Origin of the sequence: Streptomyces stoeckheimensis, from assembly GCF_045822005.1 — a bacterium.
Taxonomy (GTDB): Bacteria; Actinomycetota; Actinomycetes; order Streptomycetales; family Streptomycetaceae; genus Streptomyces; species Streptomyces stoeckheimensis.
Window position 1 is genome coordinate 7272518 of sequence record NZ_CP169550.1, and the last position, 24673, is coordinate 7297190.

General features: G+C 71.5%; 26 protein-coding genes. 19 read left to right on the forward strand and 7 right to left on the reverse strand.

Annotated elements, in window-relative coordinates:
- Positions 1-139: 139 nt before the first annotated feature.
- Both metK and ACE1OC_RS33010 read left to right on the forward strand, forming a co-directional pair.
- Positions 140-1348, forward strand: a complete 1209-nt coding sequence (gene metK / locus ACE1OC_RS33005) for a methionine adenosyltransferase (RefSeq protein ID WP_405494978.1) — start codon at positions 140-142, stop codon at positions 1346-1348.
- A gap of 121 nt (positions 1349-1469) precedes the next feature.
- Positions 1470-3596 (forward strand): primosomal protein N', encoded by a 2127-nt coding sequence (locus ACE1OC_RS33010; protein WP_407840049.1) that lies wholly within the window; start codon positions 1470-1472, stop codon positions 3594-3596.
- 369 nt (positions 3597-3965) lie between these two features.
- Here the strand turns inward: ACE1OC_RS33010 and ACE1OC_RS33015 are convergent, their stop codons facing one another.
- On the reverse strand, positions 3966-4481 hold the full coding sequence (locus ACE1OC_RS33015) for a hypothetical protein (protein ID WP_382969944.1): 516 nt from the start codon (positions 4479-4481) through the stop codon (positions 3966-3968).
- A gap of 261 nt (positions 4482-4742) precedes the next feature.
- Here ACE1OC_RS33015 and fmt point away from each other — a divergent pair, with 261 nt between their 5' ends.
- From fmt to ACE1OC_RS33030, 3 genes are all read left to right on the forward strand, one after another.
- Entirely contained in the window at positions 4743-5690 is a 948-nt protein-coding gene (gene fmt, locus ACE1OC_RS33020) for a methionyl-tRNA formyltransferase (protein ID WP_407840050.1), read from the forward strand.
- Positions 5691-5770: 80 nt separating this feature from the next.
- Positions 5771-7219: an RsmB/NOP family class I SAM-dependent RNA methyltransferase gene (locus ACE1OC_RS33025; RefSeq protein WP_407840051.1), complete on the forward strand. Its 1449-nt coding sequence runs from the start codon at positions 5771-5773 to the stop codon at positions 7217-7219.
- Between the two features lie 71 nt (positions 7220-7290).
- Positions 7291-8265 (forward strand): helix-turn-helix transcriptional regulator, encoded by a 975-nt coding sequence (locus tag ACE1OC_RS33030; RefSeq protein WP_407840052.1) that lies wholly within the window; start codon positions 7291-7293, stop codon positions 8263-8265.
- A gap of 22 nt (positions 8266-8287) precedes the next feature.
- Here ACE1OC_RS33030 and ACE1OC_RS33035 read toward each other — a convergent pair whose 3' ends face one another.
- Positions 8288-9007 carry a bleomycin resistance protein gene (locus tag ACE1OC_RS33035; protein WP_407840053.1) on the reverse strand — a complete coding sequence of 240 codons (720 nt, stop codon included), beginning with the start codon at positions 9005-9007 and terminating at the stop codon, positions 8288-8290.
- 145 nt (positions 9008-9152) lie between these two features.
- On the opposite strand from ACE1OC_RS33035, the gene rpe reads away from it, so the two are divergent.
- The 5 genes from rpe to ACE1OC_RS33060 all read left to right on the forward strand — a co-directional run bounded on the left by rpe (position 9153) and on the right by ACE1OC_RS33060 (position 12327).
- Complete coding sequence (gene rpe, locus ACE1OC_RS33040) at positions 9153-9839, forward strand: ribulose-phosphate 3-epimerase (RefSeq protein WP_407840054.1); 687 nt, start codon at positions 9153-9155, stop codon at positions 9837-9839.
- A gap of 138 nt (positions 9840-9977) precedes the next feature.
- Positions 9978-10991 (forward strand): sugar-binding transcriptional regulator, encoded by a 1014-nt coding sequence (locus ACE1OC_RS33045; protein ID WP_250741550.1) that lies wholly within the window; start codon positions 9978-9980, stop codon positions 10989-10991.
- A gap of 136 nt (positions 10992-11127) precedes the next feature.
- Positions 11128-11352 carry a hypothetical protein gene (locus ACE1OC_RS33050; protein WP_382969930.1) on the forward strand — a complete coding sequence of 75 codons (225 nt, stop codon included), beginning with the start codon at positions 11128-11130 and terminating at the stop codon, positions 11350-11352.
- A 259-nt stretch (positions 11353-11611) separates the two neighbouring features.
- The gene (locus ACE1OC_RS33055; RefSeq protein ID WP_407841755.1) at positions 11612-11887 is read left to right on the forward strand and encodes a ribonuclease domain-containing protein; all 276 of its coding nucleotides are present in this window, start codon (positions 11612-11614) and stop codon (positions 11885-11887) included.
- Positions 11884-12327 (forward strand): barstar family protein, encoded by a 444-nt coding sequence (locus ACE1OC_RS33060; RefSeq protein ID WP_407840055.1) that lies wholly within the window; start codon positions 11884-11886, stop codon positions 12325-12327. The genes ACE1OC_RS33055 and ACE1OC_RS33060 overlap by 4 nt, the downstream gene beginning before the upstream one ends.
- Before the next feature lie 130 nt (positions 12328-12457).
- Here ACE1OC_RS33060 and ACE1OC_RS33065 read toward each other — a convergent pair whose 3' ends face one another.
- From ACE1OC_RS33065 to ACE1OC_RS33085, 5 genes are all read right to left on the reverse strand, one after another.
- Positions 12458-12949: a group II truncated hemoglobin gene (locus tag ACE1OC_RS33065; protein WP_407840056.1), complete on the reverse strand. Its 492-nt coding sequence runs from the start codon at positions 12947-12949 to the stop codon at positions 12458-12460.
- Positions 12946-13275, reverse strand: a complete 330-nt coding sequence (locus tag ACE1OC_RS33070; RefSeq protein ID WP_407840057.1) for a putative quinol monooxygenase — start codon at positions 13273-13275, stop codon at positions 12946-12948. The genes ACE1OC_RS33065 and ACE1OC_RS33070 overlap by 4 nt, the downstream gene beginning before the upstream one ends.
- Positions 13276-13366: 91 nt before the next feature.
- On the reverse strand, positions 13367-13864 hold the full coding sequence (locus ACE1OC_RS33075; RefSeq protein WP_250741350.1) for a hypothetical protein: 498 nt from the start codon (positions 13862-13864) through the stop codon (positions 13367-13369).
- A 60-nt stretch (positions 13865-13924) separates the two neighbouring features.
- The gene (locus ACE1OC_RS33080; protein WP_407841756.1) at positions 13925-15571 is read right to left on the reverse strand and encodes an FAD-dependent oxidoreductase; all 1647 of its coding nucleotides are present in this window, start codon (positions 15569-15571) and stop codon (positions 13925-13927) included.
- A gap of 128 nt (positions 15572-15699) precedes the next feature.
- Entirely contained in the window at positions 15700-15972 is a 273-nt protein-coding gene (locus ACE1OC_RS33085; RefSeq protein ID WP_250741351.1) for a UBP-type zinc finger domain-containing protein, read from the reverse strand.
- Positions 15973-16260: 288 nt separating this feature from the next.
- Between ACE1OC_RS33085 and ACE1OC_RS33090 the strand changes: the two genes are divergently transcribed.
- The 9 genes from ACE1OC_RS33090 to ACE1OC_RS33130 are packed head-to-tail and all read left to right on the forward strand — an operon-like array spanning position 16261 to position 24650.
- A complete protein-coding gene (locus tag ACE1OC_RS33090; RefSeq protein ID WP_274547903.1) occupies positions 16261-17085 on the forward strand; it encodes a type 1 glutamine amidotransferase domain-containing protein in 825 nt (274 codons plus the stop codon).
- Between the two features lie 34 nt (positions 17086-17119).
- Entirely contained in the window at positions 17120-18775 is a 1656-nt protein-coding gene (locus ACE1OC_RS33095) for a thiamine pyrophosphate-binding protein (protein WP_407840058.1), read from the forward strand.
- Positions 18776-18833: 58 nt separating this feature from the next.
- Positions 18834-19265, forward strand: coding sequence for a nuclear transport factor 2 family protein (locus ACE1OC_RS33100; protein WP_407840059.1), 432 nt, complete (start codon positions 18834-18836; stop codon positions 19263-19265).
- Positions 19266-19285: 20 nt separating this feature from the next.
- On the forward strand, positions 19286-19741 hold the full coding sequence (locus ACE1OC_RS33105; protein WP_274547901.1) for a nuclear transport factor 2 family protein: 456 nt from the start codon (positions 19286-19288) through the stop codon (positions 19739-19741).
- 13 nt (positions 19742-19754) lie between these two features.
- Complete coding sequence (locus tag ACE1OC_RS33110) at positions 19755-20126, forward strand: nuclear transport factor 2 family protein (RefSeq protein ID WP_250741552.1); 372 nt, start codon at positions 19755-19757, stop codon at positions 20124-20126.
- 11 nt (positions 20127-20137) lie between these two features.
- Positions 20138-21742, forward strand: a complete 1605-nt coding sequence (locus tag ACE1OC_RS33115) for a GMC family oxidoreductase (protein WP_407840060.1) — start codon at positions 20138-20140, stop codon at positions 21740-21742.
- Entirely contained in the window at positions 21735-22394 is a 660-nt protein-coding gene (locus tag ACE1OC_RS33120) for a DJ-1/PfpI family protein (RefSeq protein WP_407840061.1), read from the forward strand. The genes ACE1OC_RS33115 and ACE1OC_RS33120 overlap by 8 nt, the downstream gene beginning before the upstream one ends.
- Positions 22394-22828, forward strand: coding sequence for a VOC family protein (locus ACE1OC_RS33125; RefSeq protein ID WP_407840062.1), 435 nt, complete (start codon positions 22394-22396; stop codon positions 22826-22828). The genes ACE1OC_RS33120 and ACE1OC_RS33125 overlap by 1 nt, the downstream gene beginning before the upstream one ends.
- Position 22829: 1 nt before the next feature.
- Positions 22830-24650, forward strand: coding sequence for an AGE family epimerase/isomerase (locus ACE1OC_RS33130; protein WP_407840063.1), 1821 nt, complete (start codon positions 22830-22832; stop codon positions 24648-24650).
- Positions 24651-24673: the final 23 nt, after the last annotated feature.

The following is a 24673-nucleotide window of genomic DNA, read 5'->3' on the forward strand; positions in this document are numbered from 1 at the left end:
ACGGCTCCCATAGGGCGAGACGGGTGGTCCGGCGAACGGTGGCGACCGATAAACTGCAGCCGGAACGTGATCGGGCGCAGCCTCCGATGAGGTTCCACCAATATTTCAGCCAGCAGCCGCTGCAACCCCAGGGAGCGTTGTGTCCCGTCGTCTCTTCACCTCGGAGTCTGTGACCGAGGGTCACCCCGACAAGATCGCTGACCAGATCAGCGACACCATCCTCGACGCGCTCCTCACCGAGGACCCGACCTCGCGCGTCGCCGTGGAGACCCTCATCACCACCGGTCTCGTCCACATCGCGGGAGAGGTGACGACGAAGGCGTACGCGCCGATCGCGCAGCTCGTCCGCGACAAGATCCTCGAGATCGGCTATGACTCCTCGAAGAAGGGCTTCGACGGCGCCTCCTGCGGCGTGTCGGTGTCCATCGGCGCGCAGTCCCCTGACATCGCGCAGGGCGTCGACACCGCGTACGAGAAGCGGGTCGAGGGCGACGAGGACGAGCTCGACAAGCAGGGTGCCGGTGACCAGGGCCTGATGTTCGGGTACGCCTGCGACGAGACCCCCGAGCTGATGCCGCTCCCGATCCACATCGCGCACCGCCTCTCGAAGCGGCTGTCCGAGGTCCGCAAGAACGGGACCATCCCGTACCTGCGTCCCGACGGCAAGACCCAGGTCACCATCGAGTACGACGGTGACAAGGCCGTCCGCCTCGACACGGTCGTCGTGTCCTCGCAGCACGCGGCGGACATCGACCTGGACTCGCTGCTCGCCCCGGACATCCGCGAGTTCGTCGTCGAGCACGTCCTGAACCAGCTGGTCGAGGACGGCATCAAGCTGGAGACCGAGGGCTACCGCCTCCTGGTCAACCCCACCGGCCGCTTCGAGATCGGCGGCCCGATGGGCGACGCCGGCCTGACCGGCCGCAAGATCATCATCGACACCTACGGCGGCATGGCCCGTCACGGTGGCGGCGCCTTCTCGGGCAAGGACCCGTCCAAGGTCGACCGCTCCGCCGCGTACGCCATGCGCTGGGTCGCCAAGAACGTGGTCGCCGCCGGTCTGGCTTCGCGCTGCGAGGTCCAGGTCGCGTACGCGATCGGCAAGGCCGAGCCGGTGGGTCTGTTCGTCGAGACCTTCGGCACGCACAAGGTCGACGTCGAGAAGATCGAGAACGCCATCGGCCAGGTCTTCGACCTGCGTCCGGCCGCGATCATCCGCGACCTCGACCTGCTGCGGCCGATCTACGCCCAGACCGCCGCTTACGGCCACTTCGGCCGCGAGCTGCCGGACTTCACCTGGGAGCGCACCGACCGCGTGGACGCCCTGCGGACCGCAGCCGGCCTGTAGGACCCGCTCGGCCCGCTCGCAGCACCCGTTCGACGGACGGCCCCGGACCCTCGTGGTCCGGGGCCGTCCGTGCGTGCGGGCCCGTCCGCCGTTGTCGGTGGGGTTTGGTAAGAATGCGGGTGTGAGCAGCACCAATGACGCGGGGGAGCGGAGCGGGCCGGGCGGTCCGCCGGAGCAGCTCGCGCTGATGCGGGAGATGGTCGCCGAGGCGAAGGCCAAGGCGCCCAAGGCCAAGCCGCGGACCTGGCGCGGGGCCTCCGTCGCCGAGGAGTTGCCCGTGGCCCGGGTCCTCGTGAACAAGGGCGTGCTCCACCTCGACCGGCTCTTCGACTACGCGGTCCCCGCCGAGCTCTCCGAGACCGCCCAGCCCGGCGTCCGCGTCCGGGTCCGCTTCGGCGCGGGCTCCCACCGGGTCCACGGCGGCCGCCGCGAGGGCGGCGGGCTCATCGACGGCTTCGTCATCGAGCGCCGCGCCGAGTCGGACTACAACGGAGCCCTCGCGGCCCTCGCCCAGGTCGTCTCGCCCGAGGTCGTGCTGGGCCCGCGCATGCTCGCCCTCGCCCGCGCCGTCGCCGACCGGTACGCCGGCAGCCTCGCCGACGTGCTCCAGCTCGCCCTGCCCGCGCGCAGCGCCCGCGCCGAGTCCAAGCCGTCCCCCGAACCGCTGCCCCCGCCGGCCGCGCCCGAGCCCGCGGGCTGGGAGCGGTACGGGGCCGGCCCCGGCTTCCTGCGGGCCCTGGCGGGCGGCGGGACCCCGCGCGCCGTGTGGACGGCCCTGCCCGGCCCCGGCTGGGCCGACGAGCTGGCCCGCGCCATGGCCGCCACCCTCGCCTCCGGACGCGGCGCCCTCGCGGTGGTCCCCGACGGGCGCACCGCGGCCCGTGTCGACGCGGCGCTCACCGCCCTGCTCGGCGAGGGGCGCCACGCGCTGTTGACCGCCGAGTCGGGGCCGGAGAAGCGCTACCGCGAGTGGCTGGCCGTCAGCCGGGGCTCGGTGCGCGCCGTGGTCGGCACCCGGGCCGCGATGTTCGCTCCCGTACGGGACCTCGGGCTCGTAGCGGTCTGGGACGACGGCGACTCCAGCCACAGTGACGTCCACGCCCCCTTCCCGCACGTGCGGGAGGTGCTGGAACTGCGCGCGGTCACCGACGGCTGCGGCTTCCTGGTGGGCAGCACCAGCTGCACGGTGGAGGCCGCGCAGCTCGTCGAGTCCGGCTGGGCCCGGCCGCTGGTCGCCGACCGCGAGACCGTGCGTACGTACGCGCCCCGGATCCGGACCGTCGGAGACGAGCTGCTGGCCCGGGACGGGGCCGCGCGGGCCGCCCGGCTGCCGAGCCTCGCGTGGGAGACCGTACGGGAGGGGCTGAAGACCGGGCCCGTGCTCGTCCAGGTGCCCCGGCGCGGCTACGTGCCCCGGCTGGCCTGCGAGCGGTGCCGGACGCCGGCGCGGTGCACGGTCTGCGCGGGGCCCCTGGAAGCGCCCGACGCGCGGGACCTGCACTGCGGGTGGTGCGGGCGGGCCGAGCCGGCCTGGCACTGCGAGGAGTGCGGATCGTTCCGGCTGCGCGCCCAGGTGGTGGGCGCGCGGCGGACCGCCGAGGAACTGGGGCGGGCCTTCCCGGCCGTACCCGTACGCACCTCCGGGCGCGACCACATCCTGGACGAGGTGCCGGACCGGCCCGCGCTGGTGGTGTCCACGCCGGGCGCCGAGCCGGTCGCGGCGGGCGCCGGGTACGCGGCGGCGCTGCTGCTGGACGGCTGGGCCATGCTGAGCCGGCCCGACCTGCGGGCGAGCGAGGACGCGCTGCGGCGGTGGATCGCGGCGGCCTCGCTGGTACGCGGGGACGGGCAGGTGGTGGTCGTGGCCGAGCCGACGCTGCGGCCGGTCCAGGCGCTGGTGCGGTGGGATCCCGTCGGGCACGCGGTGCGGGAGCTCGCGGAGCGGGCGCAGCTCGGGTTCCCGCCGGTATCCCGGATGGCGGCGGTCGCCGCGGGCAGTGCCGAGGCGGTCTCGGCCTTCCTGGCGGGGGCCGGGTTGCCGGTGGACGCGGAGGTGCTGGGGCCGGTGCCGGTGCGGGGGCTCCGGGGGGAGCCGTCTGCGGGGGAGCGGGCGCTGGTCCGGGTCCCGCCCGGGAGCGGGGCCGCCTTGGCGGCTGCCCTCAAGTCGGCCCAGGCGGCCCGTTTGGCCCGGGGCGTCCCGGCGTCGGAGGCGGTCCGGATCCGGATCGATCCGTTGGACATCGGCTAGGCCCAGCCCGGGCTGGGGAGGCGAGCCCTGCGGGGCTGTCCCCTACCCGCCCTTCCACCGTTCCCCGGGCGTTGCCCGGACCCCTCCTGGGGCTCCGCCCCAGACCCCGGTCCTCACACGCCGGACGGCTGAAAGGCCCCTGGGGCTCGCCCCAGCCCCGGCCGGGCATCATCCAGCCCCTCCGGCGTTTGAGGAGCGGGGTCCGGGGCGGAGCCCCGGGGATCGGTGGAAGGGCGGGTAGGGGACCCAGCCCCGCAGGGCAACGGCTCCGTTCCGGCGGGGAACGACGGAAGCCCCCGGCGGGGCGGCCCTGGAGGGCGCTCCGCCGGGGGCTGGGCCGTCGGGGGTCGGCGTCCCGGCGGCGGGGGGTCAGCCGTTGCGGGGGCCGGGGAAGGCGGCGGGGCGGGACGCGCCCGCCTCCTCGCGCACCGGCTGCGGCGGCACCGAGCGCGCCGCCGGGACGGTGGGCAGGGGCCCCAGGGTCCGGGTCGTCGTGCCCTCGGCCAGCGGCTCCCGCTCGGCGGAATCGGCGCTCTGCGCCCGCCGGGCACCGTAGCGCCGGTGGACGGCCTGCTTGGTGACGCCGAGCGCCGAGCCGACCGCGTCCCACGAGAAGCCGAGCGAGCGGTCGAAGTCCACCGCGGCGGTGACCAGCGTCTCGACGCTGTCCCGCAGTTCCTGCGCGAGGCGGACGGTGGGTGCGGGTGCCCTGCCGTAGACGACGAAACCCGTGGAGGGGCCCGATCGGCGCGGGCGGTAGACGTTGCCGAGCTGGGCGGTGAGCGTACGCAGAGCATCCACCTGTCGGCGAACCCGCTCGATGTCCCGCACCAGGAGGTGCAAGCTGGCCCGTGCTTGGGCGTCGTGGGTGGCGTGGTCGGCCATGAAGAAGCCTCTCGAACCGGTGCTGAAGAGCGGATCGGGCCGCAGACACCGTTCTGTTTCGCGGCCCGTTTCGGTCAATCTCTTTTGACCAACGCGCTACCCGGTGGGCAGGTCACGCTATGGGGGCGTGTCGGCATATGCGAGGAGCGCGCGTATGTGCGTACGCCCCCTCGGGCGGGCGTCGCCTCGCAAGTGGGACGGTGTGCGGCCACCGCATAGACTGATGCGCTGCTGACAGCCGAGATAGCGAGGTAGACCCCAGTGAAGCTCGTCTTCGCAGGCACCCCCGAGGTCGCCGTGCCCGCCCTGGACGCTCTGATCGCCTCCGGGCGCCACGAGGTCGCCGCAGTCGTCACCCGGCCCGACGCGCCGGCCGGCCGGGGCCGTCGCCTCGTCGCCAGCCCCGTCGCCGAGCGCGCCGAGGAAGCCGGCATCGAGGTCCTCAAGCCCGTCCGGCCGCGCGACCCGGAATTCCAGGCCCGGTTGAGGGAGATCGGCCCCGACTGCTGCCCGGTCGTCGCGTACGGGGCGCTGATCCCCAAGGGCGCCCTGGACATCCCGAAGCACGGCTGGGTCAACCTGCACTTCTCGCTGCTGCCCGCGTGGCGCGGTGCCGCACCGGTGCAGCAGTCGATCATGGCGGGGGACCAGGTCACCGGCGCCTCCACCTTCCGGATCGAGGAGGGGCTCGACACCGGCCCGGTCTTCGGGATCCTCACCGAGGAGATCCGGCCCACCGACACCAGCGGCGACCTGCTGACCCGCCTCGCCTTCGCCGGCTCCGGGCTGCTGGTCGCCACCATGGACGGCATCGAGGACGGCACCCTGCGCGCCGTGGAGCAGCCCGCCGACGGGGTCTCGCTCGCGCCGAAGATCACCGTCGAGGACGCCCGGGTCGACTGGAACGCGCCCGCGATGCGCGTCGACCGGCTGGTGCGCGGCTGCACCCCGGCGCCGGGCGCGTGGACGGTCTTCCGCGGGGAGCGGCTCAAGCTGGTCTCGGTCGCGCCGGTCGCGGACCGGACCGACCTGAAGCCGGGCGACCTGGGCGCGGCCAAGAACAACGTCTACGTCGGCACCGGCTCGCACGCCGTGGAGCTGCTCTGGGTGCAGCCGCAGGGCAAGAAGCCGATGAAGGCCGCCGACTGGGCGCGCGGGGTGCGCATCGCTCCGGGTGAGCGGCTGGGCGGCGGGGCCGACGTAGGCTGATTTCGCAGTTCTCCGCAGTTCTTCGCGTTTTCCCTTTCTGTGTCTTGTCGTTCTTCCCGTAACCCCGGAGCACCTTTCACGTGAGCGAGCAGCCTCGTAGCAAGCCGGCCAAGTCGGCCAAGCCGTACCGCAGGCCCAAGAAGGACCCCGTCCGGATGCTGGCCTTCGAGGTGCTGCGGGCGGTGGACGAGCGCGACGCGTACGCCAACCTCGTGCTGCCGCCGCTGCTGAAGAAGGCCCGCAAGGACGAGACCTTCCAGGCGCGGGACGCGGCGCTGGCCACCGAGCTCGTGTACGGGACCCTGCGCCGCCAGGGCACGTACGACGCGGTCATCAAGGCCTGCATCGACCGCCCGCTGCGCGAGGTCGACCCGCCGGTGCTCGACGTGCTCTCGCTCGGCGCGCACCAGCTGCTCGGGACCCGGATCCCCACCCACGCGGCGGTGTCCGCGAGCGTGGAGCTGGCCCGGGTGGTGCTCGGCGACGGGCGGGCGAAGTTCGTCAACGCGGTGCTGCGCAAGATCTCCGCGCACGACCTCGAAGGGTGGCTGGAGAAGGTCGCCCCGCCGTACGAGGACGACGCCGAGGAGCACCTCGCGGTCTACCACTCGCACCCGAGGTGGGTCGTCAGCGCCCTGTGGGACTCGCTGGGCGGCGGCCGGGCCGGGATCGAGGACCTGCTGGAGGCCGACAACGAGCGGCCCGAGGTCACCCTCGTGGCGCGGCCCGGGCGGTCCACGGCGCAGGAGCTGCTGGAGGCGGTGGGCGAGGACTCGGCGCTGCCGGGACGCTGGTCCCCGTACGCGGTCAGGATGGCCGAGGGCGGCGAACCGGGCGCGCTGGAGGCGGTGCGCGAGGGCCGCGCCGGTGTCCAGGACGAGGGCAGCCAGCTCGTGGCGATGGCCCTGGCGGCCGTCCCGGTCGAGGGACGCGACGAGCGCTGGCTGGACGGCTGCGCCGGACCGGGCGGCAAGGCCGCGCTGCTCGCGGCGCTCGCCGCCCAGCGCGGTGCGTTCCTGCTGGCCTCCGAGAAGCAGCCCCACCGGGCCCGGCTGGTCGAGCGGGCGCTCGCCGGCAACCTGGGCCCCTACCAGGTCATCACGGCCGACGGAACGCGCCCGCCGTGGCTGCCGGGCTCCTTCGACCGCGTCCTGATGGACGTGCCCTGCTCGGGCCTGGGCGCGCTGCGCCGCCGCCCGGAGGCGCGCTGGCGCCGCCGGCCGGAGGACCTGGAGAGCTTCGCGCCGCTCCAGCGCGGGCTGCTGCGCGAGGCGCTCTCGGCCGTCCGGGTGGGCGGCGTCGTGGGCTACGCGACCTGCTCGCCGCACCTGGCGGAGACCCGGGTGGTGGTGGAGGACGTACTGAAGGGACGCGGCGCCGGTGCGGCTCCGATCGCGGCGGAACTGATCGACGCCCGGCCGTACATGCAGGAGGTTCCGGCACTGGGCGACGGCCCGGACGTCCAGCTGTGGCCGCACCTGCACGGCACGGACGCGATGTACCTGGCACTGATCCGCCGGACCGGCTAGGCGGCCCGGCCGCGGCGAGCACGGCCGGGAATCACGCCATTCCTTGTCGTGTATTCCGATAAGGTTTTTGCATGCGCGCAGACCGGTTGGTCTCGCTGGTGCTGCTGTTGCGTCAGCGCGGTCGGCTGACCGCGGACACGCTCGCCCGCGAGCTGGAGGTATCCCCCCGTACGGTGCTGCGCGACATCGAGGCGCTGTCGGCCGCAGGGGTCCCGGTCTACGCGGAACGCGGCCGGCACGGCGGTTTCGCGCTGTCGCCCGGATTCCGCACCGAGCTCACCGGCCTGAACCACGACGAGACCCTCGCCCTGCTGACCGCCGGACCGGGCCGCGGCGAGCAGGCGTTCGGCCTGGGCCCGGAGCTCGCTTCGGCGATGCGCAAGGTGGTCGACGCGCTGCCCGTGAGCCACCTCGCCGCCGCCAACGACGCGGCCCAGCGCTTCCTCGTCGACCCGGAGGCCGACCTGCTCTCGCGCCGGCTGGTCACCGAGGAGGTGCCCGGCGGCACGATGGTCGAGGTCCGGCGCGCGGTGCTCGCCGGACACAAGCTGCGGATCCGCTACGCGGCCACGGGCGAGCAGCCGCAGTGGCGCACGGTGGACCCGATCGGGCTGGTCACCGTAAGGGACCGGGCCTACCTGCTGGCCACGCGAGCGGGCGAGGACCGCACCTACCGGCTGTCGCGCGTGCTGTCCGCCGAGGAACTCCCCGAAGCGGCCGAGCGGCCGAGCCGGGTCGATCTGGACCGGATCTGGCGGGAGCGCTCCGCGCGGTTCCTCTCCGGCGGCGACCACGTCGCCGTGCTGCTCCGGGTGAACCCGGCCCGGCGGGAAGACCTGCTCGACACCGCGCTGGCGGTCCGCGCGGAGGAACCCGACGCGGACGGCTGGCTGCGCCTGGAGGTCACCTTCCAGGACGCACGGCATGCCCGGTGGGCCCTGTGGCAGCTCGGCATGGACGGGGAGGCCCTGGCCCCGCAGTCGCTCCGCACGTGGCTGCGCGACCGCGGCGCGGCGGTCGCGGCGCGCTACGGCGACCCGGGGTGAGGGGTCCGCGACGACCTCCGGGTCAGCCGGCGCGAAGGTCCTCCGCGCGAAGGTCCTCCGCGCGGAGGAGGTCGTCGGCCAGGGAGGCGCGGTCGGCTGCCGAGAGCGGGATCCGGTCGGCCTCGGACAGCAGACGGGCGGCGAGGGGGCCGTCGTCCAGGTGGACGGCCATGGCGGCGCGGAGGACGAGGGCCTTGACGCGGGCCGGGGGCGGGACGTCGAGCGTGTCGGAGGACAGCAGGCGGTCGAGGATCTTGGCGGCGGCCGGGTAGTCCTCTTTGGAGTCTCCGAGCAAGGAGGCCATGTGGAGGGCCTTGGCCACCGGTTCCTTCGGGACCGGTGCGTGGTGGAGGTCCTCGCTGATCGGCTGACCGATGCGAATGCTGTTGCCGCCCGGGTCGGCCATGATGAACTGCCGCACCCCGTAGGTGGTGTCCTTCAGCGGGCCGATCCGGGGGAGGCCGCGGGTCGGGATCCTGCCCAGCTCCTGCTTCAGACCGCCTCGGAACTTCGCGTACAACCCGTCGACGTCGTCGGTCGTGATGTAGCACGCGCCGTACGACCCCGCCGGTTCGAAGCCCTTCAGCGCCATGAACTGCAACTCGACCTCACCGTGCCGCACGACGGCATAGGCGTACGGACGTTCTTGGTAGAACGTGACCTCGAAGCCGATGGCCTTGTAGAAGCCGACCGTCTCGGGGATGGACCTGCAGGGGAGTATCGCCGCCAGTTTCTCGCTCATCCTCCGACCGTAGGGCCGCCCGCCCCAGCTAGTCAAACTTGAATAGCATCCTGTTCTTCCTTTGTCCTCCCCCCGCGATCGCCCCCCTGCACCCCACTTCCGGGGTAGTGGCCGGAAGGCGATTGCGGCATGGCACGCTTGGGGCATGGCCGTTCAGATCAATCCCAGCATCTTGTCCGCCGACTTCGCCCGGCTCGCCGAGGAGGCGAAGGCCGTCCAGGGGGCCGACTGGCTGCATGTCGACGTCATGGACAACCACTTCGTCCCGAACCTCACCCTCGGCGTGCCGATCGTGGAGTCGCTCAGCCGGGCGACGGACATCCCGCTCGACCTGCACCTCATGATCGAAGACCCCGACCGCTGGGCCCCCCAGTACATCGAGGCCGGCGCGGGTTCCGTCACCTTCCACGCCGAGGCCGCCGCGGCGCCCGTACGGCTCGCGCGGGAGATCAGGGCCAAGGGGGCGCGGGCGTCCATGGCGCTGAAGCCCGCGACGCCCATCGAGCAGTACGAGGACATCCTCCCCGAGCTCGACATGCTGCTGATCATGACCGTGGAGCCCGGCTTCGGCGGTCAGCCCTTCCTCGACATCATGCTGCCCAAGATCCGCCGGACCCGGGAACTCATCTCCAAGCACGGTCTGGAGCTGTGGCTCCAGGTCGACGGAGGCGTCTCCGCGACGACCATCGAGCGGTGCGCCGAGGCCGGCGCCGACGTGTTCGTGGCGGGCAGCGCGGTCTACGGAGCGGTCGATCCGGCGGCAGCCGTACGCACGCTGCGTGACCAGGCGGGTGCGGCGGTCGCCGCTGCGCCCTGGGCCTGCAACCACTGAAACAAGGCTTGGTGAACAGCTCGGTGAACGGGAGCTGTCCAGGCTGATCAACGGCCGTCGGATCTGACAGGATGAACGGCGAGTCGAGAGTGTGAACACGATGGTGTGAACAGCAGTGAGGAGAACGCGGTGTCTGCAATGTCGGCGGGACGGTCAGCCCTGCGGATGGGACCCGCGGAGCTGGTGCAGGCGGCGGCCATGGCGCGCCGTTTCTACCTGGAGGGGAAGTCCAAGATCCAGATCGCCGAGGAGTTCGGCGTGAGCCGCTTCAAGGTGGCCCGGGTCCTGGAGACCGCCCTGGAGCGCGACCTCGTACGCATCGAGATCCGCGTACCGGCCGAGCTGGACGCGGAGCGGTCCGACGCGCTGCGCGCCCGGTACGGGCTGCGGCACGCCGTGGTCGTGGAGTCTCCCGCCGATGCCACCGAGGACGCGCCGGACCCGGAGAACCTGGGTGCCGTGGCCGCCGATCTGCTGGGCGAGCTCGTCAACGAGGGCGATGTGCTGGGCCTCGCGTGGGGGCGGTCGACCATCCACATGGCCGCCTCCCTGCACCGGCTGCCTCCCTGCACCGTGGTCCAGCTGACGGGCGTGTACGACGCCGGGACGGCCGAGCGCGGGTCCGTGGAGGCCGTGCGCAGGGCCGCGCAGGTGTCGGGCGGGGACGCCCACCCCATCTACGCACCGATGCTGCTGCCCGATCCGGCCACCGCGGCCGCCCTGCGGAGCCAGACGGGGATCGCGCGGGCCTTCGAGTACTTCGACAAGGTGACCGTCGCCGCCGTCTCCATCGGCTCCTGGGAGCCGGGCATCTCGACCGTCCACGACATGCTGAGCGACGAGGAGCGGGCGCACTACGCCTCGCTGGGCGTTGCCGCCGAGATGTCGGCCCACCTGTTCGATGCCGAGGGGCGCCGGGTCGGGCGGGACCTCGGCGAGCGCTGCATCACCGTGGAGGCGGACCGGCTGCGCCGGATCCCCGAGGTCGTCGCCATCGCCGGCGGGCTGCGCAAGGCGTCCGCGATCGGCGCGGTGCTCCGCTCGGGGCTGGTGACCAGCCTGGTCACCGACACCGCCGTGGCGGACTACCTGCTGACCGAGTCGGAGCCGGGCCTGCGGCCGGCGCTGGAGCGGGCCGACCCCGACGAGTGATTGTTCGGATTGGTCCGATTGTCCGGACGAATGCCGGTCAAACGCGGGCACGCGAGGTTCGCCGATGCGGATGGTGCCGTAATTGAGATCCGAACGGCGGACCGTTCAACGGCCTGCTGGGCGCATACTGGGTTCAATGACAAAGTCCGCAGTACCTCGCCGCCATCTGCCGTCCAGCCCGTTCAAGGCCCCCGTGGAAGCGCCGCTCCGGCACTTCAACGTCGGCGACCGGGTTTCTCACGACGAGCACGGCCTCGGCCGTGTCGTCGCCATTGAGGAGGGGATCGCTGTCCTCGTCGAATTCGGGCCTGAGGTCCGCAAGCGCATCCTGAGTCCGTACACCAAGATGTCCGCCCTCTGAAGACACCGCGCGATTCGCGGGAGAATCGGATATTTGGCACGATCGGTGCATGATCTTTCGGAACGTGCCCCGATCGTTGCTGCGTGTGCTGGGGGCTGTGTTCCTCTGCGCGGCGCTGGTCGGTGCGGTGGGTTGCAGCGGGAAGAAACCCGCGCCTGCCGCCGCCACCAGTACGAGCGCGAGCGCCGGCTCCGGCGTTGACGTTGCCCCGAGCGGGGCGGCGAGTTCCGCCGTGCCGACGCCCGGATGGGCGAAGGACATGGCGACGGTACGGGCCTCGGCATTGCCGCAGCAGGCCCGGGACGTGCTGGCGCTGATCGACAAGGGCGGGCCGTACCAGTACCGGCAGGACGGGACCGTCTTCGGCAATTTCGAGAAGGCCCTGCCGCAGAAGAAGCGCGGCTACTACCACGAGTTCACCGTGAAGACGCCCGGTGAGCGGGACCGTGGGGCCCGGCGGATCGTGACCGGTGGGGGCGGGGAGTTCTTCTACACGGACGACCACTACGAGACCTTCAAGGCGGTTCTCCGATGACCTTGGACCCGCGACCCCTGGCCCCCGCGCTCGAAGCGGCCGAGGCCGCCGGCTGGGCGACCGTACGGCTGGATCTGGACGGCGTACGGAGCAAGGCGGAGCTGATGCGGCGGTGCGGGGGCGCGCTGCGGGTTCCCGAGTACTTCGGGGGGAACTGGGACGCGCTGGCCGATGCGCTGAAGGATCTGTCGTGGTTGCCGGCTGCGCCGGGGCGGCTCCTGGTCGTGACCTCCTGGCGGGGCTATGCGGAGGCTCGGCCCGCGGACTGGGAGACGCTGCGGGAGGTGCTGGAGGAGGCCGTCGACTTCTGGCGGGCCGAGGCAGAGGGCGAGGACGGTGCGGCCGCGCCGGGGTTGACGGTGCTGCTCGCCGAGTCCGGCCCGGGGCCGGCTGCCGGGGCTCCGCCCCGGACCCCGCGCCTCAAACGCCGGCGAGGCTGATTTTGCCCCGGCGGGGCTGGGATGGTGCGGCGGGGCATAGATCGGGGCTCCGCCCCGGACCCCGCGCCTCAAACGCCGGCGGGGCTGGATGGGCCCGGCGGGGCCCAGGGGGCTCCGCCGGGGTGGTGGATCAGGACTTCGGGATCCAGGGTGGGGTTTGGCCCCAGGACCAGACCGGGATGTCGGCCGCGTCGACCGGGGGCGGGTTGGGGCCCGAGTAGATCAGGGCCATGCGGGTGCCCCACTCGATGTAGTACGCGAAGACAGCGCGGAACTCCGGGTCCGTGGGCAGGCCCACCTCGTCGGCCGTGTCCGTCAGGAGGTCCACCCAGCGGCGGCGCTGCTGTTCGGTGATGCCGCGGCCCAGGTGTTTGGTGGCCATGTGCTGGTGGCCGCCGTGGGACGCGGTGTACTGCTTCGGGCCGCCGAAGACCTCCGCCAGCCAGACCGCCACGTGCTGGGGGTGCTCGGAGTCCATGCCCGCGAAGACCGGGGCCAGGATCTCGTCCTGCAGGGCGTGGGCGTAGAAGACGTCGGTGAGGCGGTTCATCGCCTCCTCGCCGCCCATCCACTCGTAGATCGTGGGCGTGGTGTCCGGTGTGGTGTCCGGTGTGGTGCTCATGACGGGGTGGAAGCCTTTCCGGGGCCGGCCACCTTGGTGACGAGGTAGTGCTGCATTTCCTCGATGGCCGTGACGTACGGGCGGATCGCGCTGAAGAACGCGGGGAAGTGCTCGCCCTTGCGGAATCCGTTCAGGTGGGCGTCGATCGAGGTCCAGCGGATGCGAAGGATGTAGCGCTCGGGTTCTTCTTCGCAGCGGGCGAGTTCGTAGTCGATGCACTCCGGCGAGGCGGACAGGGACTCGGAGGCCCTGGCGTACGCGTCCTCGAAAGCCGGCTGATCGTCCAATGCGATCCGGTAACGGATGTATTCGACGGTGGTGGTCATGGTGCGGGCCTCTCCCTGGGGTCGGGCGTTGATCGCCGGTGGTCCGTGTCAGGCTTGCGCGATCTTGCGGGCGCCGGGAGATCTTTCGCCGTTATGACCCGGACTTCTGGGAGTCGGTGAGGTCCGGACCCTCTGCGCGGACCTGCTGGACCCGGTCCAGGGACTCGCGCAGGTCCGTCAGCCAGGTGTCGGTGTTGCGTCCGACCAGCCGGACGCACCAGGCCAGGGCGTCGGCGCGGCTGCGGGCGACGCCGCCCGCGACCAGGGTGTCGAGGACCTGGCGCTCGGGCTGGCGCAGGCGGGTCATGACGGGGACCGCGAGGTGGGTGAAGAGGGTCCGCTCCTCGCCCGACTGGGCGGCCCAGGACACCTTGCGGCGGTAGAGCTCCTCCGCCTCCCGGGCCACCTCGACGCGCTGTTCCCGGGTGCGCTCGCGGAAGGCCGCCACCGATTCGGTCGCGGGTATCTCACCGACGACGGTGATCTCCTCCCGGTCGACCGTGACCGAGAGGAGCGACTCGTAGACGTCCACCGGCAGCCGCTCGGCGAACCAGGAGCGGAGCTGCTCGTTCTGCTCGGATGTAATCATGTAATCAACGGTGCGTCCGGGCAGCGCTTGATCGCAAGGGGGTCGGCGCGCTGTTCGCTCTCAGCCCATCGAGCGGTAGCGGTGGATCAGGGAGACCGCCATGGCTCCCTCGCCCACGCCCGAGGCGACGCGTTTGACCGAGTGGGCCCGTACGTCCCCCGCCGCGAAGACGCCCGGGACGCTGGTCTCCAGCGGGTACGGGGCGCGCTCCAGGCTCCATTCCGCCGGGAGTTCGCCGCCGTTGGAGATCAGGTCCGAGCCGGTGAGCACGAAGCCGTACTCGTCCCGCTCCACCACCCCGGCCAGCCACCCCGTGTGCGGGCGGGCGCCGATGAAGGTGAACATGAAGCGGGCCGGGATCTCCTTGTCCTCGCCGGTCTCGGAGTCGTGCAGGGTCAGCCGTTCGAGGTGGTCCTCGCCGTGCAGGCGGACGACCGTCGTGCGGACCCGCACCTCGATGTTGGGGGTGCGCTCGATCTCGTCGATCAGGTAGCGGGACATGCTGTCGTCGAGCGAGGCCGCGCGGACCAGGATCGTGACCCGGGCGGCGTACTTGGCGAAGTGCACGGCGGCCTGGCCGGCCGAGTTGGCCCCGCCCACGATGAACACGTGCTGCGAGATGCACGCCGAGCTCTCCGTGGTCGCCGCGCCGTAGTAGAGCCCGGCGCCCTCGAAGCGGTCGGCGCCCGGGGCGTCCAGGCGGTTGTACGAGACCCCGGTCGCCAGGAGCACCGTCTCGGCGCTGATCTCCGTACCGTCCGCCAGGGTCAGGATCTTCGCCGGGTCGTCACGGGTCAGCGAGGTCACCTCCACCGGGTGCAGGATCTCGGCTCCGAAGCGGGAGGCCTGGATGGTGGCGCGGCGGGTCAGGTCGCCGCCGGAGAGGCCCGAGGGGAAGCCGAGGTAGTTCTCGATCAGGCTGGAGGTGCCCGCCTGGCCGCCCGGGGCTCGGGAGTCCAGCATGAGCGTGGACAGGCCCTCGGAGGCCGAGTAGACGCCGGCCGCCAGGCCCGCCGGGCCCGCGCCGACGATGACGCACTCGTAGTGCGGGCGCGAGGCGGTGGTGGCCAGTCCCAGGCGCTGGGCGAGCTGCGTGTCAGTCGGCGCGGAGAGCACCGAGCCGTCCGGGAAGCGGACCAGGGGCAGCGCGGCGTCGGGCTGGGCGGCGGCGATCACGGTCAGCGCCTCGGGGTCCCGCTCGACGTTGAGGAAGCGGAAGGGCTGGCCGTTGCGGGTGAAGAAGTCCCGGACGGCGTGGGTGCCGGGGGAGACCAGGTGACCCGCGACGATGATCCCGTCGTACGCCGGGCGGTAGGTGGCGAGCCAGTCGGAGAGCAGGTCGTCCAGGACCGGGAAGAGCCGCTCGTGCGGCGGGTCCCAGGGCTTGAGCAGGTAGTAGTCCAGGCGGACCCGGTTGATGGCGGTGATCGCCGCGTCCGTCTCGGCGTACGCGGTGAGGAGCACGCGGCGGGCGTCGGGGAACCGGCTGACGGCCTCCAGCAGGAACTCGACCCCGGTGACGTCCGGCATCCGCTGGTCGACGAGGAAGAGCGCCGGGTCGTGGCCGCGCTCGTCGAGGGAGTCCAGGATCTTGAGGGCGTCGGCGGCCGAGGAGGCGCCGAGCACCCGGTAGCGGTCTCCGTACGCGCTGCGCAGGTCGCGGCGGACGGCGCGCAGCACCTGCGGGTCGTCGTCCACGGCGAGGATGACGGGCTTGCGGTTCTCCGCGCGCGCCGCGGCTTCGGCGGTCGCGGCGGGGGTGCTCGTGGGCGCAGAGCTCGTGGCGGTGCTGCTCGCGGGCGCCGTGCCGGCGGCGGCGCTCTCCGGGGCCGCGCTCACGCCGGGTCCAGCATCAGCTTGTCGGCGTAGCACCAGGCCCAGTCCTCGCCCGGCTCGTGGGAGGCCGCGATCGGGTGCGCGGTGGTCCCGTAGTGCCGGGTGGCGTGACGGTTCTTCGAGGAGTCGCAGCAGCCGACGTGTCCGCAGCTCAGGCACATCCGCAGGTGCACCCAGGTGTCACCGGAGACGAGGCACTCCTCGCAGCCCTCGGTGCCGGGTTTCACCGGACGTATCGACTCGATGTGGGTGCACAACAGGTCCATCGTCATCGTCCCCGTCCCTCTCTCGCGCTCTCGTGCTTCGCGCCCGTGATTGCAGCGCGCCCGTGATTCACGGCGCGTCCAGACCATAAGGCGGGGCCCCGGCGACGGTTCAGGGATTCGGCCGAAGTCAGGTAGTCCGTCGGCTACTTCATGAACTCGCCGGACGACTTCCTGAGGTGCCCCCACGACCTGGTCGACTACCTCACGAAGTCGCATACCAGCGCTTTGACGGCAGCCCCGGGCGCGGCCAGTGTGGGGGACGCCAACGACAACAGGCGGCGCCTGGAGGAATCCGTGAGCAGAAAGATTCTGGTCATTGTCTCCGAACACGGTTACTGGGCCGAAGAACTGATCGGCCCCGTATCCCAGTTCGACGAGCAGGGCTATGAAGTCGTATTCGCCACGCCGACCGGAAAGCGTGCCCACGCTCTCCCGCCGAGCCTCGACGCGAACTACATCGATCCTCCGCTGGGACGCTCGGTCACCACCGAGGAGAACGCCCGGCTGGGCCGGGAGTTCGAGCAGTCGAGCCGGCTCGACTCCCCCCTCGACATCGAAGCGTGGGCCCCCGAGCGCCCGTACACGAGCGACTCGGCCTATCTGCCCAAGCTGGAGCAGTACCACCGCGATCTGGACAAGCTCCAGGCCGACATCGCCGGTTTCGACGCGGTGCTCATCGTGGGCGGCAGCGGTCCGATCGTCGACCTCGCCAACAACGAGCGCGTGCACGCCCTGATCCTCGCCTTCAAGAACGCGGGCAAGGTGGTCGCGGCCGAGTGCTACGGCGTCGCCTGCCTGGCCTTCGCCCGGGACTGGGGCGACCGCCGCAGCATCATCTGGGGCAAGCACGTGACCGGCCACTGCAAGGAGTACGACTACAAGGACGGCACCGGATTCCTCGGCACCGATTTCAACATGGGGCCGCCGCCGTATCCGCTGGAGTACATCCTGCGCGATGCGACCGGGCCGCGCGGTGCGTACCACGGGAATTTCGGTCACCCCCTCTCGGTCATCGTCGACTTCCCGTTCGTGACCGGTCGTTCGACCCCCGACTCGTATCTCACGGGGCAGAAGATCGTGGAAGTCCTGGAGAACGGTCTCACCCGGTACGGCTGGTAATTCCGATACCCGCGGGAAGAGGAGGGGGAGTTCGATGAGTTCTGGAGCCACTCCCGGACGGGAAAGGCTGATCGACCAGTTCAAGGCCGACGGCCTGAACGTCATGTTCGGAAATCCGGGTACGGTGGAACAGGGATTCCTCGACGCGGTCGACGCGGCGGAGGACTTCCACTACGTCCTCGCCCTCCAGGAGACGGTGGCCGCCGGGATCGCCGACGGCTACGCCCGCGCCACCGGCGGGGCGGCGCTGCTCCAGCTCCACTCCGGGGTGGGGCTGGGCAACGGCATCGGCATGCTCTACCAGTCGCTGCGCGGCCACACCCCGCTCGTCGTGGTCGCCGGCGACGCCGGGGTGCGCTACGACGCCATGGACGCGCAGATGGCGTCCGACCTCGTGGCGATGGCGAAGCCGGTGACCAAGTACGCGACCCGGGTCACCGACCGGCACTCCGTGCTCCGCACGATCCGCCGGGCGGTGAAGATCGCCCTGACCCCGCCGCGCGGCCCGGTGTTCGTGGCGCTGCCGATGGACGTGCTGGACGAGCTCAACTCCGAGCTCGTGCTGCCCGCCACGGTGCCGCTCACGGACGTGGCGCCCTCGCCCGCCTCGGTGGGGCGGGCGGCCGAGCTGCTGGCCTCCGCCCAGCGGCCGGTCGTCCTCGTCGGGGACGGGGTCGCGCTCTCCGGGGCGCAGCGCGAACTCGTCGCCGTCGCCGAGCTGCTCGGCGCCGACGTGTACGAGGTCGACTCCTCCGAGGTGAACATCGCGGCCTCGCACCCGCTGCGCCGCGGTCAGACGGGCCACATGTTCGGCCCGCACAGCAGGGAGCTGATCGGGAACGCGGACGGGGTGCTGATCGTCGGCACCTACGTCTTCCCCGAGGTGTTCCCGGAGCTGGAGAGCCCCTTCCGGGCCGGCGCGCGGGTCGTGCACATCGACCTGAACGCCTACGAGATCGCCAAGAACCATCCGGTGGACCTCGGGCTCGCCGCCGATCCCCGGCAGGCGCTGCGCGCGCTGGCCGGCGTACTGGAACGGCTGCTCACCCCCGCGCAGCGGGCAGCGGCGGCCGGGCGGCTGGACGCACGGGCCCGGGAGCGGGTGCGGGCGGGCCAGGCCGAGCGGGAGGCGATGGATGCGGACGGTTCGCCGATGGCTGTCTTCCTGCGGACCCTGGCCGAGCGCACGGGCGGGGACCTGATCGTCTTCGACGAGGCGCTGACCACCTCCCCGCTGGTCACCCGGTACCTGCCGCCGGAGCGGCCGGGCGACTACCACCTCACCCGGGGCGGTTCGCTGGGCGTGGGCTTCCCGGGCGCGGTCGGCGTCAAGCTGGCCCGGCCGGAGCGGCTCGTCGTCGGGTTCGCCGGCGACGGCGGCTCGATGTACACCTACCAGGCGCTGTGGACCGCGGCCCGGCACGGCATCGAGGCCAAGTTCGTGGTCTGCAACAACCGCAAGTACCGGCTGCTGGACGACAACATCGCCCAGTACTGGCGGGAGCGGGAGATTCCGCAGCACGGCTTCCCGGGCTCCTTCGACCTCTCGCACCCCGAGATCGACTTCGCCGCCCTGGCCCGGTCGCTCGGGGCGGGCGGGATGCGGGTGGAGAAGCCCGACGAGGCGATCGCCGCGGTGGGGCGGATGCTCGCCCATCCCGGGCCGTTCCTCGTGGACGTGCAGATCTGACGCACCGCGCCCCTCGCACCACGCCCCTCATCCGCACGGACAGACAGGAGGAGACCGCATGCCCGCCGAGCGGCTGACCGAGGACGCGATCCGCGCCTTCGCCGAGAAGTGGTACGTGGCCCTGGACCAGCACGTCCAGCCGGACCAGGTGCTGGCCCTGATCACCGAGGACCTGGAGTTCAAGGTCCCGGAGGACACCTTCCTCGGCCACCAGGGCTTCGGCCGCTGGTACGAGGCGGTCACGAACCGCTTCTTCGACGAGGTGCACACGGTCACGAAGGTGGAGCCCGTCATCGAGGGCGACCGGGCGATCGTCCGGGTCCTCGTCAACTGGCAGGCCAAGATCTGGGACCCGCCGGCCGCCCGCAGCGTGTGGCTGGGCTTCGACGCCGACCAGACCTGGACCCTGGTCGCCGGCCCCGACGGGCCGCTGATCCGGCAGTACACCGTCAACGAACTGGCGCCCATGCCCGGTTCCGCCTCCCTCTGAGCGCCGAAGGAGAAGCGACGATGACCGAAGTGACACGGGAGCGGGTCGAAGCGGCGTACCGCGCCCTCGGCTCCGGCGACCGGGCCAGGATCCTGGAGTACTACGCCGAGGACCTGCGCTGGCAGGTCCCCGGCAACCACCCGCTCGCCGGCTGGTACGAGAGCCTGGACGCGTTCCTGGAGCTGATGGGCCAGACCCACAAGCTCACGGGCGGCACCTTCCGCATGGACATCGAAGCGGTCCTCGTCGGCGAGGACTGCAGCGCCGACGTCTGCCGCAACGTCGCCGTGCGCGGCGGCGCCGACGCGTCGAGCGGGTCCCCGTACGAGCGGATGGACTACCCGGTCTTCCACTTCATGCGCTGGCGCGACGGCCGGATCGTCGAGGGCCACGACGGCCTGTTCGGCGACACGGCCACGGCCTTCAGCCAGTTCTGGGCGCCCTTCGCGCCCGACGGAACCCGCAGGGACCAGTAGGGGGTTGAGCGCCATGGACGCGCGGCAGATCTTGCAGAAGTACTACGAGTACGCGAACGCCGGTGACTGGGACAGCTGGTGCGACCTGTTCGCCGAGGACCAGGTCATGGACGAGCAGCTCGCCGGCCACATCGAGGGCCTGGAGACGCTGCGGTCGATGATGAAGGGCATGGGGACGATGTACCGGGTCTTCCGCAACGAGCCCGTGCACTTCCTCGTCGACGGGGAGAAGGCCGCGGCCGTCTCCCACCTGACCGCGGTCACCCCCTCCGGGGAGGAGATCGAGGCCGAGGTCATGAACTTCTTCCGGATCGTGGACGGAAAGATCGCCTACATGGCGAACTACCACGACACGGTTCCCTTCCAGGTGCTCGGCCAGGGCTGAGGGGGCGCGCGATGGCCGTGGATGAGTACGACTACATCGTCGTGGGATCCGGCACCGCCGGCAGCGTCCTCGCGAACCGCCTCTCCGAGGACCCGGACGTCAGCGTCCTGGTCCTGGAGGCGGGAGCGGGCCGCATCCCTCCCGAGGTGGACGATCCGTCCTCCTGGTACAAGCTGCTCGGCGGGCCCGTCGACTGGGGTTACACCAGCGTCCCGCAGCCCGGCCTGGACGGCCGCCGCACGTACGAACCGCGCGGCAAGGCCCCCGGCGGCAGCAGCAACCTCTACATCATGATGCACATCCGGGGCCACGCCTCGGACTTCGACAACTGGGCCTACCAGGGCGCGGCCGGCTGGGCGCACGAGGACGTGCTGCCCTACTTCTCGCTGCTGGAGGGCCAGGAAGACGCCACCGCGCCGACCACCGGCACCCGCGGGCCGCAGCGGATCACCCACGCCGGGCGGCACGGCCCCAACCCGGTCTCCCGCGCCTTCATCGACGCCGCCGTCGAGCTCGGCCACGAGGAGATCGCCGACTTCAACACCGACGGGCCGCGGCGCGGGCTCTTCGGCACCGGCTGGCACCACATCGACGTGGCCGACGGCCGTCGCCAGGGCGTCCTCGCCACCTATCTGGAACCGGCCCTGGACCGCTCCAACCTGACCCTGCGCACCAGTGCGCAGAGCACCCGGCTGCTCTTCGACGGGGACACCTGCACGGGCGTGGAGTACGTCCAGCTCCAGGCCCCCGCGGAGATACCGGGCCGGACCGTGCGCGACGGGCACAGCACCGCGTCCGAGCCCGGGCTGCACACCGTACGGGCCCGCCGGGAGGTGATCGTGGCCGCCGGGGCGATCGAATCGCCGAAACTGCTGCTGCTCTCCGGGATCGGGCACCCCGAGCAGCTGCGCGAGCACGGCATCGGGACGGTCGCGGAGCTGCCCGGGGTCGGCGAGAACTTCCACAACCACGTACTGACCGGGCTGATGGCCGAGGTCACCCAGGAACTGCCGCCGCCCGCACAGAACTTGTCCGAGAGCGCGCTGTTCCTCTCCTCCCGGCCCGGACTGCCCGCGCCGGACCTGCAGATCGCCTTCGTCCACGTGCCGTTCGACGTGATCGTCGGCCAGGACCACCCGAACACCGTGTCCATCCTGCCCGGCGTCGTCCGTCCCGTCTCGCGGGGCTGGATCAAGCTGGCGAGCGCCGATCCGCTGGCCCACCCGCTGATCCACCCGAACTATCTGGGCGACCGCTGGGACCTGGAGCGGATGGTCCAGGGCGTCAAGACCGCCCGGGAGCTCTTCGCGACCTCCGCCTTCTCGCCCTGGTACAAGCAGGAGCTCCAGCCCGGACCGGGCTACGTGTCCGACGAGGACCTGCGCACCTTCGTGAAGCAGAACTCGGAGAGCTACCACCACCAGGCCGGCTCCTGCCGCATGGGCATCGACGACCTCTCCGTCGTCGACCCCGAACTGCGGGTGCACGGCGTACGGAACCTTCGGGTCGTCGACGCGAGCGTGATGCCCGCCGTCCCGTCGGGCAACTGCCACACCGCCATCGCGATGATCGCCGAGCGCGCGGCGGACTTCCTGAAGGGGGTGTCCCGTGCCTGATGTGGTCCTGCGCGAGGGTGCGCTGACCGGAACCCGGATCGCGGTCCTGGTCGAGAGCGACTTCTACGAGCCGGAGATCTTCTACTACGGCCACCGGTTCGCGGAGGAGGGAGCCGAGGTCGACTTCCTGACCCGGCTGTGGGGCAACGACTCCATCACCTTCTCCGGGCACGAGTACCGGGCGCCGTTCACCGCCGACAAGTCCCTGGAGGGGCTGAGCGACGAGGAACTGCGCCGGTACGCGGCGATCATCGTGCCCTCGGGCATGGTGGCCGACCGGCTGCGCTACACCGAGGACGTGGACGTGCTGGCCCCGGCGACGGAGCTGCTGCGCAGGGCCTTCGAGGAGCCGACCGTCCTCAAGGGGATCATCTGCCACGGCATGTGGCTGGCCGCCTCGATCCCGGACAAAGTGCGCGGCCGCAAGGTCGTCTGCCACAACAACCTCATCGGCGACGTCCGGAACATGGGCGGCGAGTACGTGGACGAGGACGTGGTGGTCGACGGTGACCTGGTCACCGGCCGCACCGGGGCCCACCACCACCTGTTCGCCCGCCGGATCATCGAGCTGATCGCCGCCGACCGGGGCGCGCGGGGCGCGCGGGGCGCTCGTGGCGCGGGGAGCGCGCCGGGCGCGCGGGGTACTGCCTGATGGCCCCGTTGGTCTGGTCGCACGTGGGCCTGAACTGCGCCGACCAGAAGACCACCGAGGACTTCTACACCCGGTACTTCGGCTTCACCCGGGCCCGGGTGGTCGACCTCGGAGACGCACAGATCATCTTCCTGCGCCAGGGGGACGCGTACCTGGAGCTCTTCGCGGCGGGCACCGAGCAGGCGGACCCGGCCCTCCACGACGGGCCGGCGGCGCCGGGCCGGATGCGGCACCTGGCCTTCCAGACCGACAGCGTGGACGCCTTCCTGGCCACGCTCGGCGAAGCGGCCGAAGTGACCCTGGGACCACTGGACTTCGACGACTTCATCTGCGGGTGGCGGACCGTGTGGGTCCGCGATCCCGACGGGGTGATCGTCGAGGTCAGCCAGGGATTCGAGGACGAACACGGTCAACACGACAAGGACGGTGCATGACATGGCGGACGCCGTGAGCTTCTCCTTCTCCGACACGATCGCCGGCTACGTCGGCCGCTTCGACTCCGGTTCCCGGCTGCTGCGGCTGAAGACCTCGGACGGCCGGGAGTTCGACGTCTCCCTGGCCGGGGACCCCAGCGCCGAGCTGGTCCGCAACCTGGACGAGCCGTACATCGACGCCTCCGGGCACATCGACGAAATGCTCTCGCCGGGACGGTTCCTCTACGTCTACGGGGTGCACTACCCCGAGCAGGGCGGCCGCTTCGAGGCCAAGCGCCTGGTGTTCCTGGGCCGCGGGGCCGAGGACTACCGCTTCGAGGAGCCCAGCTGGTGGATCAAGCAGATCGAGTCGCTGGCCGACTTCTACAAGCGGGCGCAGTTCGGCGACGGGCCGGTGGACTTCACCGAGTACCGCACCGAGATCCGGCTCGGCGGTGACAAGACCGCCAGCCACGTCCAGGAGACCGACACGATCTCCCGCCTGGTCTACGGCATGGCCTCGGCCTACCTGCTGACCGGCAAGGACGAGTACCTGGAGGTCGCCGAGCGCGGCACCGAGTACCTGCGCAAGCACATGCGCGTCGTGGACGGCGAGGAGGACGTGGTCTTCTGGTACCACGGCATCAGCGTCGACGGGGACAGCGAACGCAAGCTGTTCACCTCGGAGTTCTCCGACGACTACGACGCGATCCCGATGTACGAGCAGATCTACGCGCTGGCCGGCCCGATCCAGACCTACCGGGTCACCGGCGACATCCGGATCAAGAACGACGCGGACGCCACCATCCGGCTGTTCGACAAGTTCTTCAAGGACCCGGAGCAGGGCGGCTACTACTCGCACATCGACCCGATCCTCTTCAGCGCCGACCACGAGTCCCTCGGGGAGAACGCGGAGCGCAAGAACTGGAACTCGGTCGGCGACCACGCCCCCGCGTACCTGATCAACCTGTACCTCGCGACCGGGGAGCAGCGCTACGCGGACTTCCTCGAGTACACCTTCGACACGATCGCGGACAAGTTCCCGGACTACAAGAATAGCCCCTTCGTCCAGGAGCGCTTCTTCCGCGACTGGTCCCACGACACCGCGCACAGCTGGCAGCAGAACCGTGCCGTCGTCGGCCACAACCTCAAGATCGCCTGGAACCTGATGCGGATGAACTCGCTGAAGGCCAAGCCGGCCTACGAGGAGCTCGCCCGCAAGATCGGCGAGATCATGCCGGCCGTCGGCAGCGACGTGCAGCGCGGCGGCTGGTACGACGTGGTCGAGCGCGTCAAGTCGGGCGACGAGGAGACGTATCGTTTCGCCTGGCACGACCGCAAGGCCTGGTGGCAGCAGGAGCAGGCGATCCTCGCCTACCTCATCCTGAACGGCACCGTCGGCGGTGACGGCTTCCTGCGCGAGGCCCGCCAGGCGGAGGCCTTCTACAACACCTTCTTCCTCGACCACGACGAGGGAGCCGTCTACTTCAACGTCCTGGCGAGCGGGACCCCGTACCTGCTCGGGACCGAGCGGCTCAAGGGCAGCCACTCGATGTCCATGTACCACTCGGCGGAGCTCTGCTACCTGTCCGCCGTCTACAACAACCTGCTCATCAACGGCCGGGAGATGGACTTCCACTTCCAGCCCGACCCGACGAACCTGCCCGACCGCGTGCTGCGCGTCTCGCCCGACCTGCTCCCCGCCGGCTCGGTGCGGATCGCGTCCGTCGAGATCGACGAGAAGCCGTACACGGACTTCGACGCCGACGGACTCACCGTCCGGCTGCCCGACGTCCAGGGCCGGGTCAAGGTCAAGGTCCGGCTGCGCCCGACCGCCCAGTAGCGCTCAACGGGGGCGCCCCACTC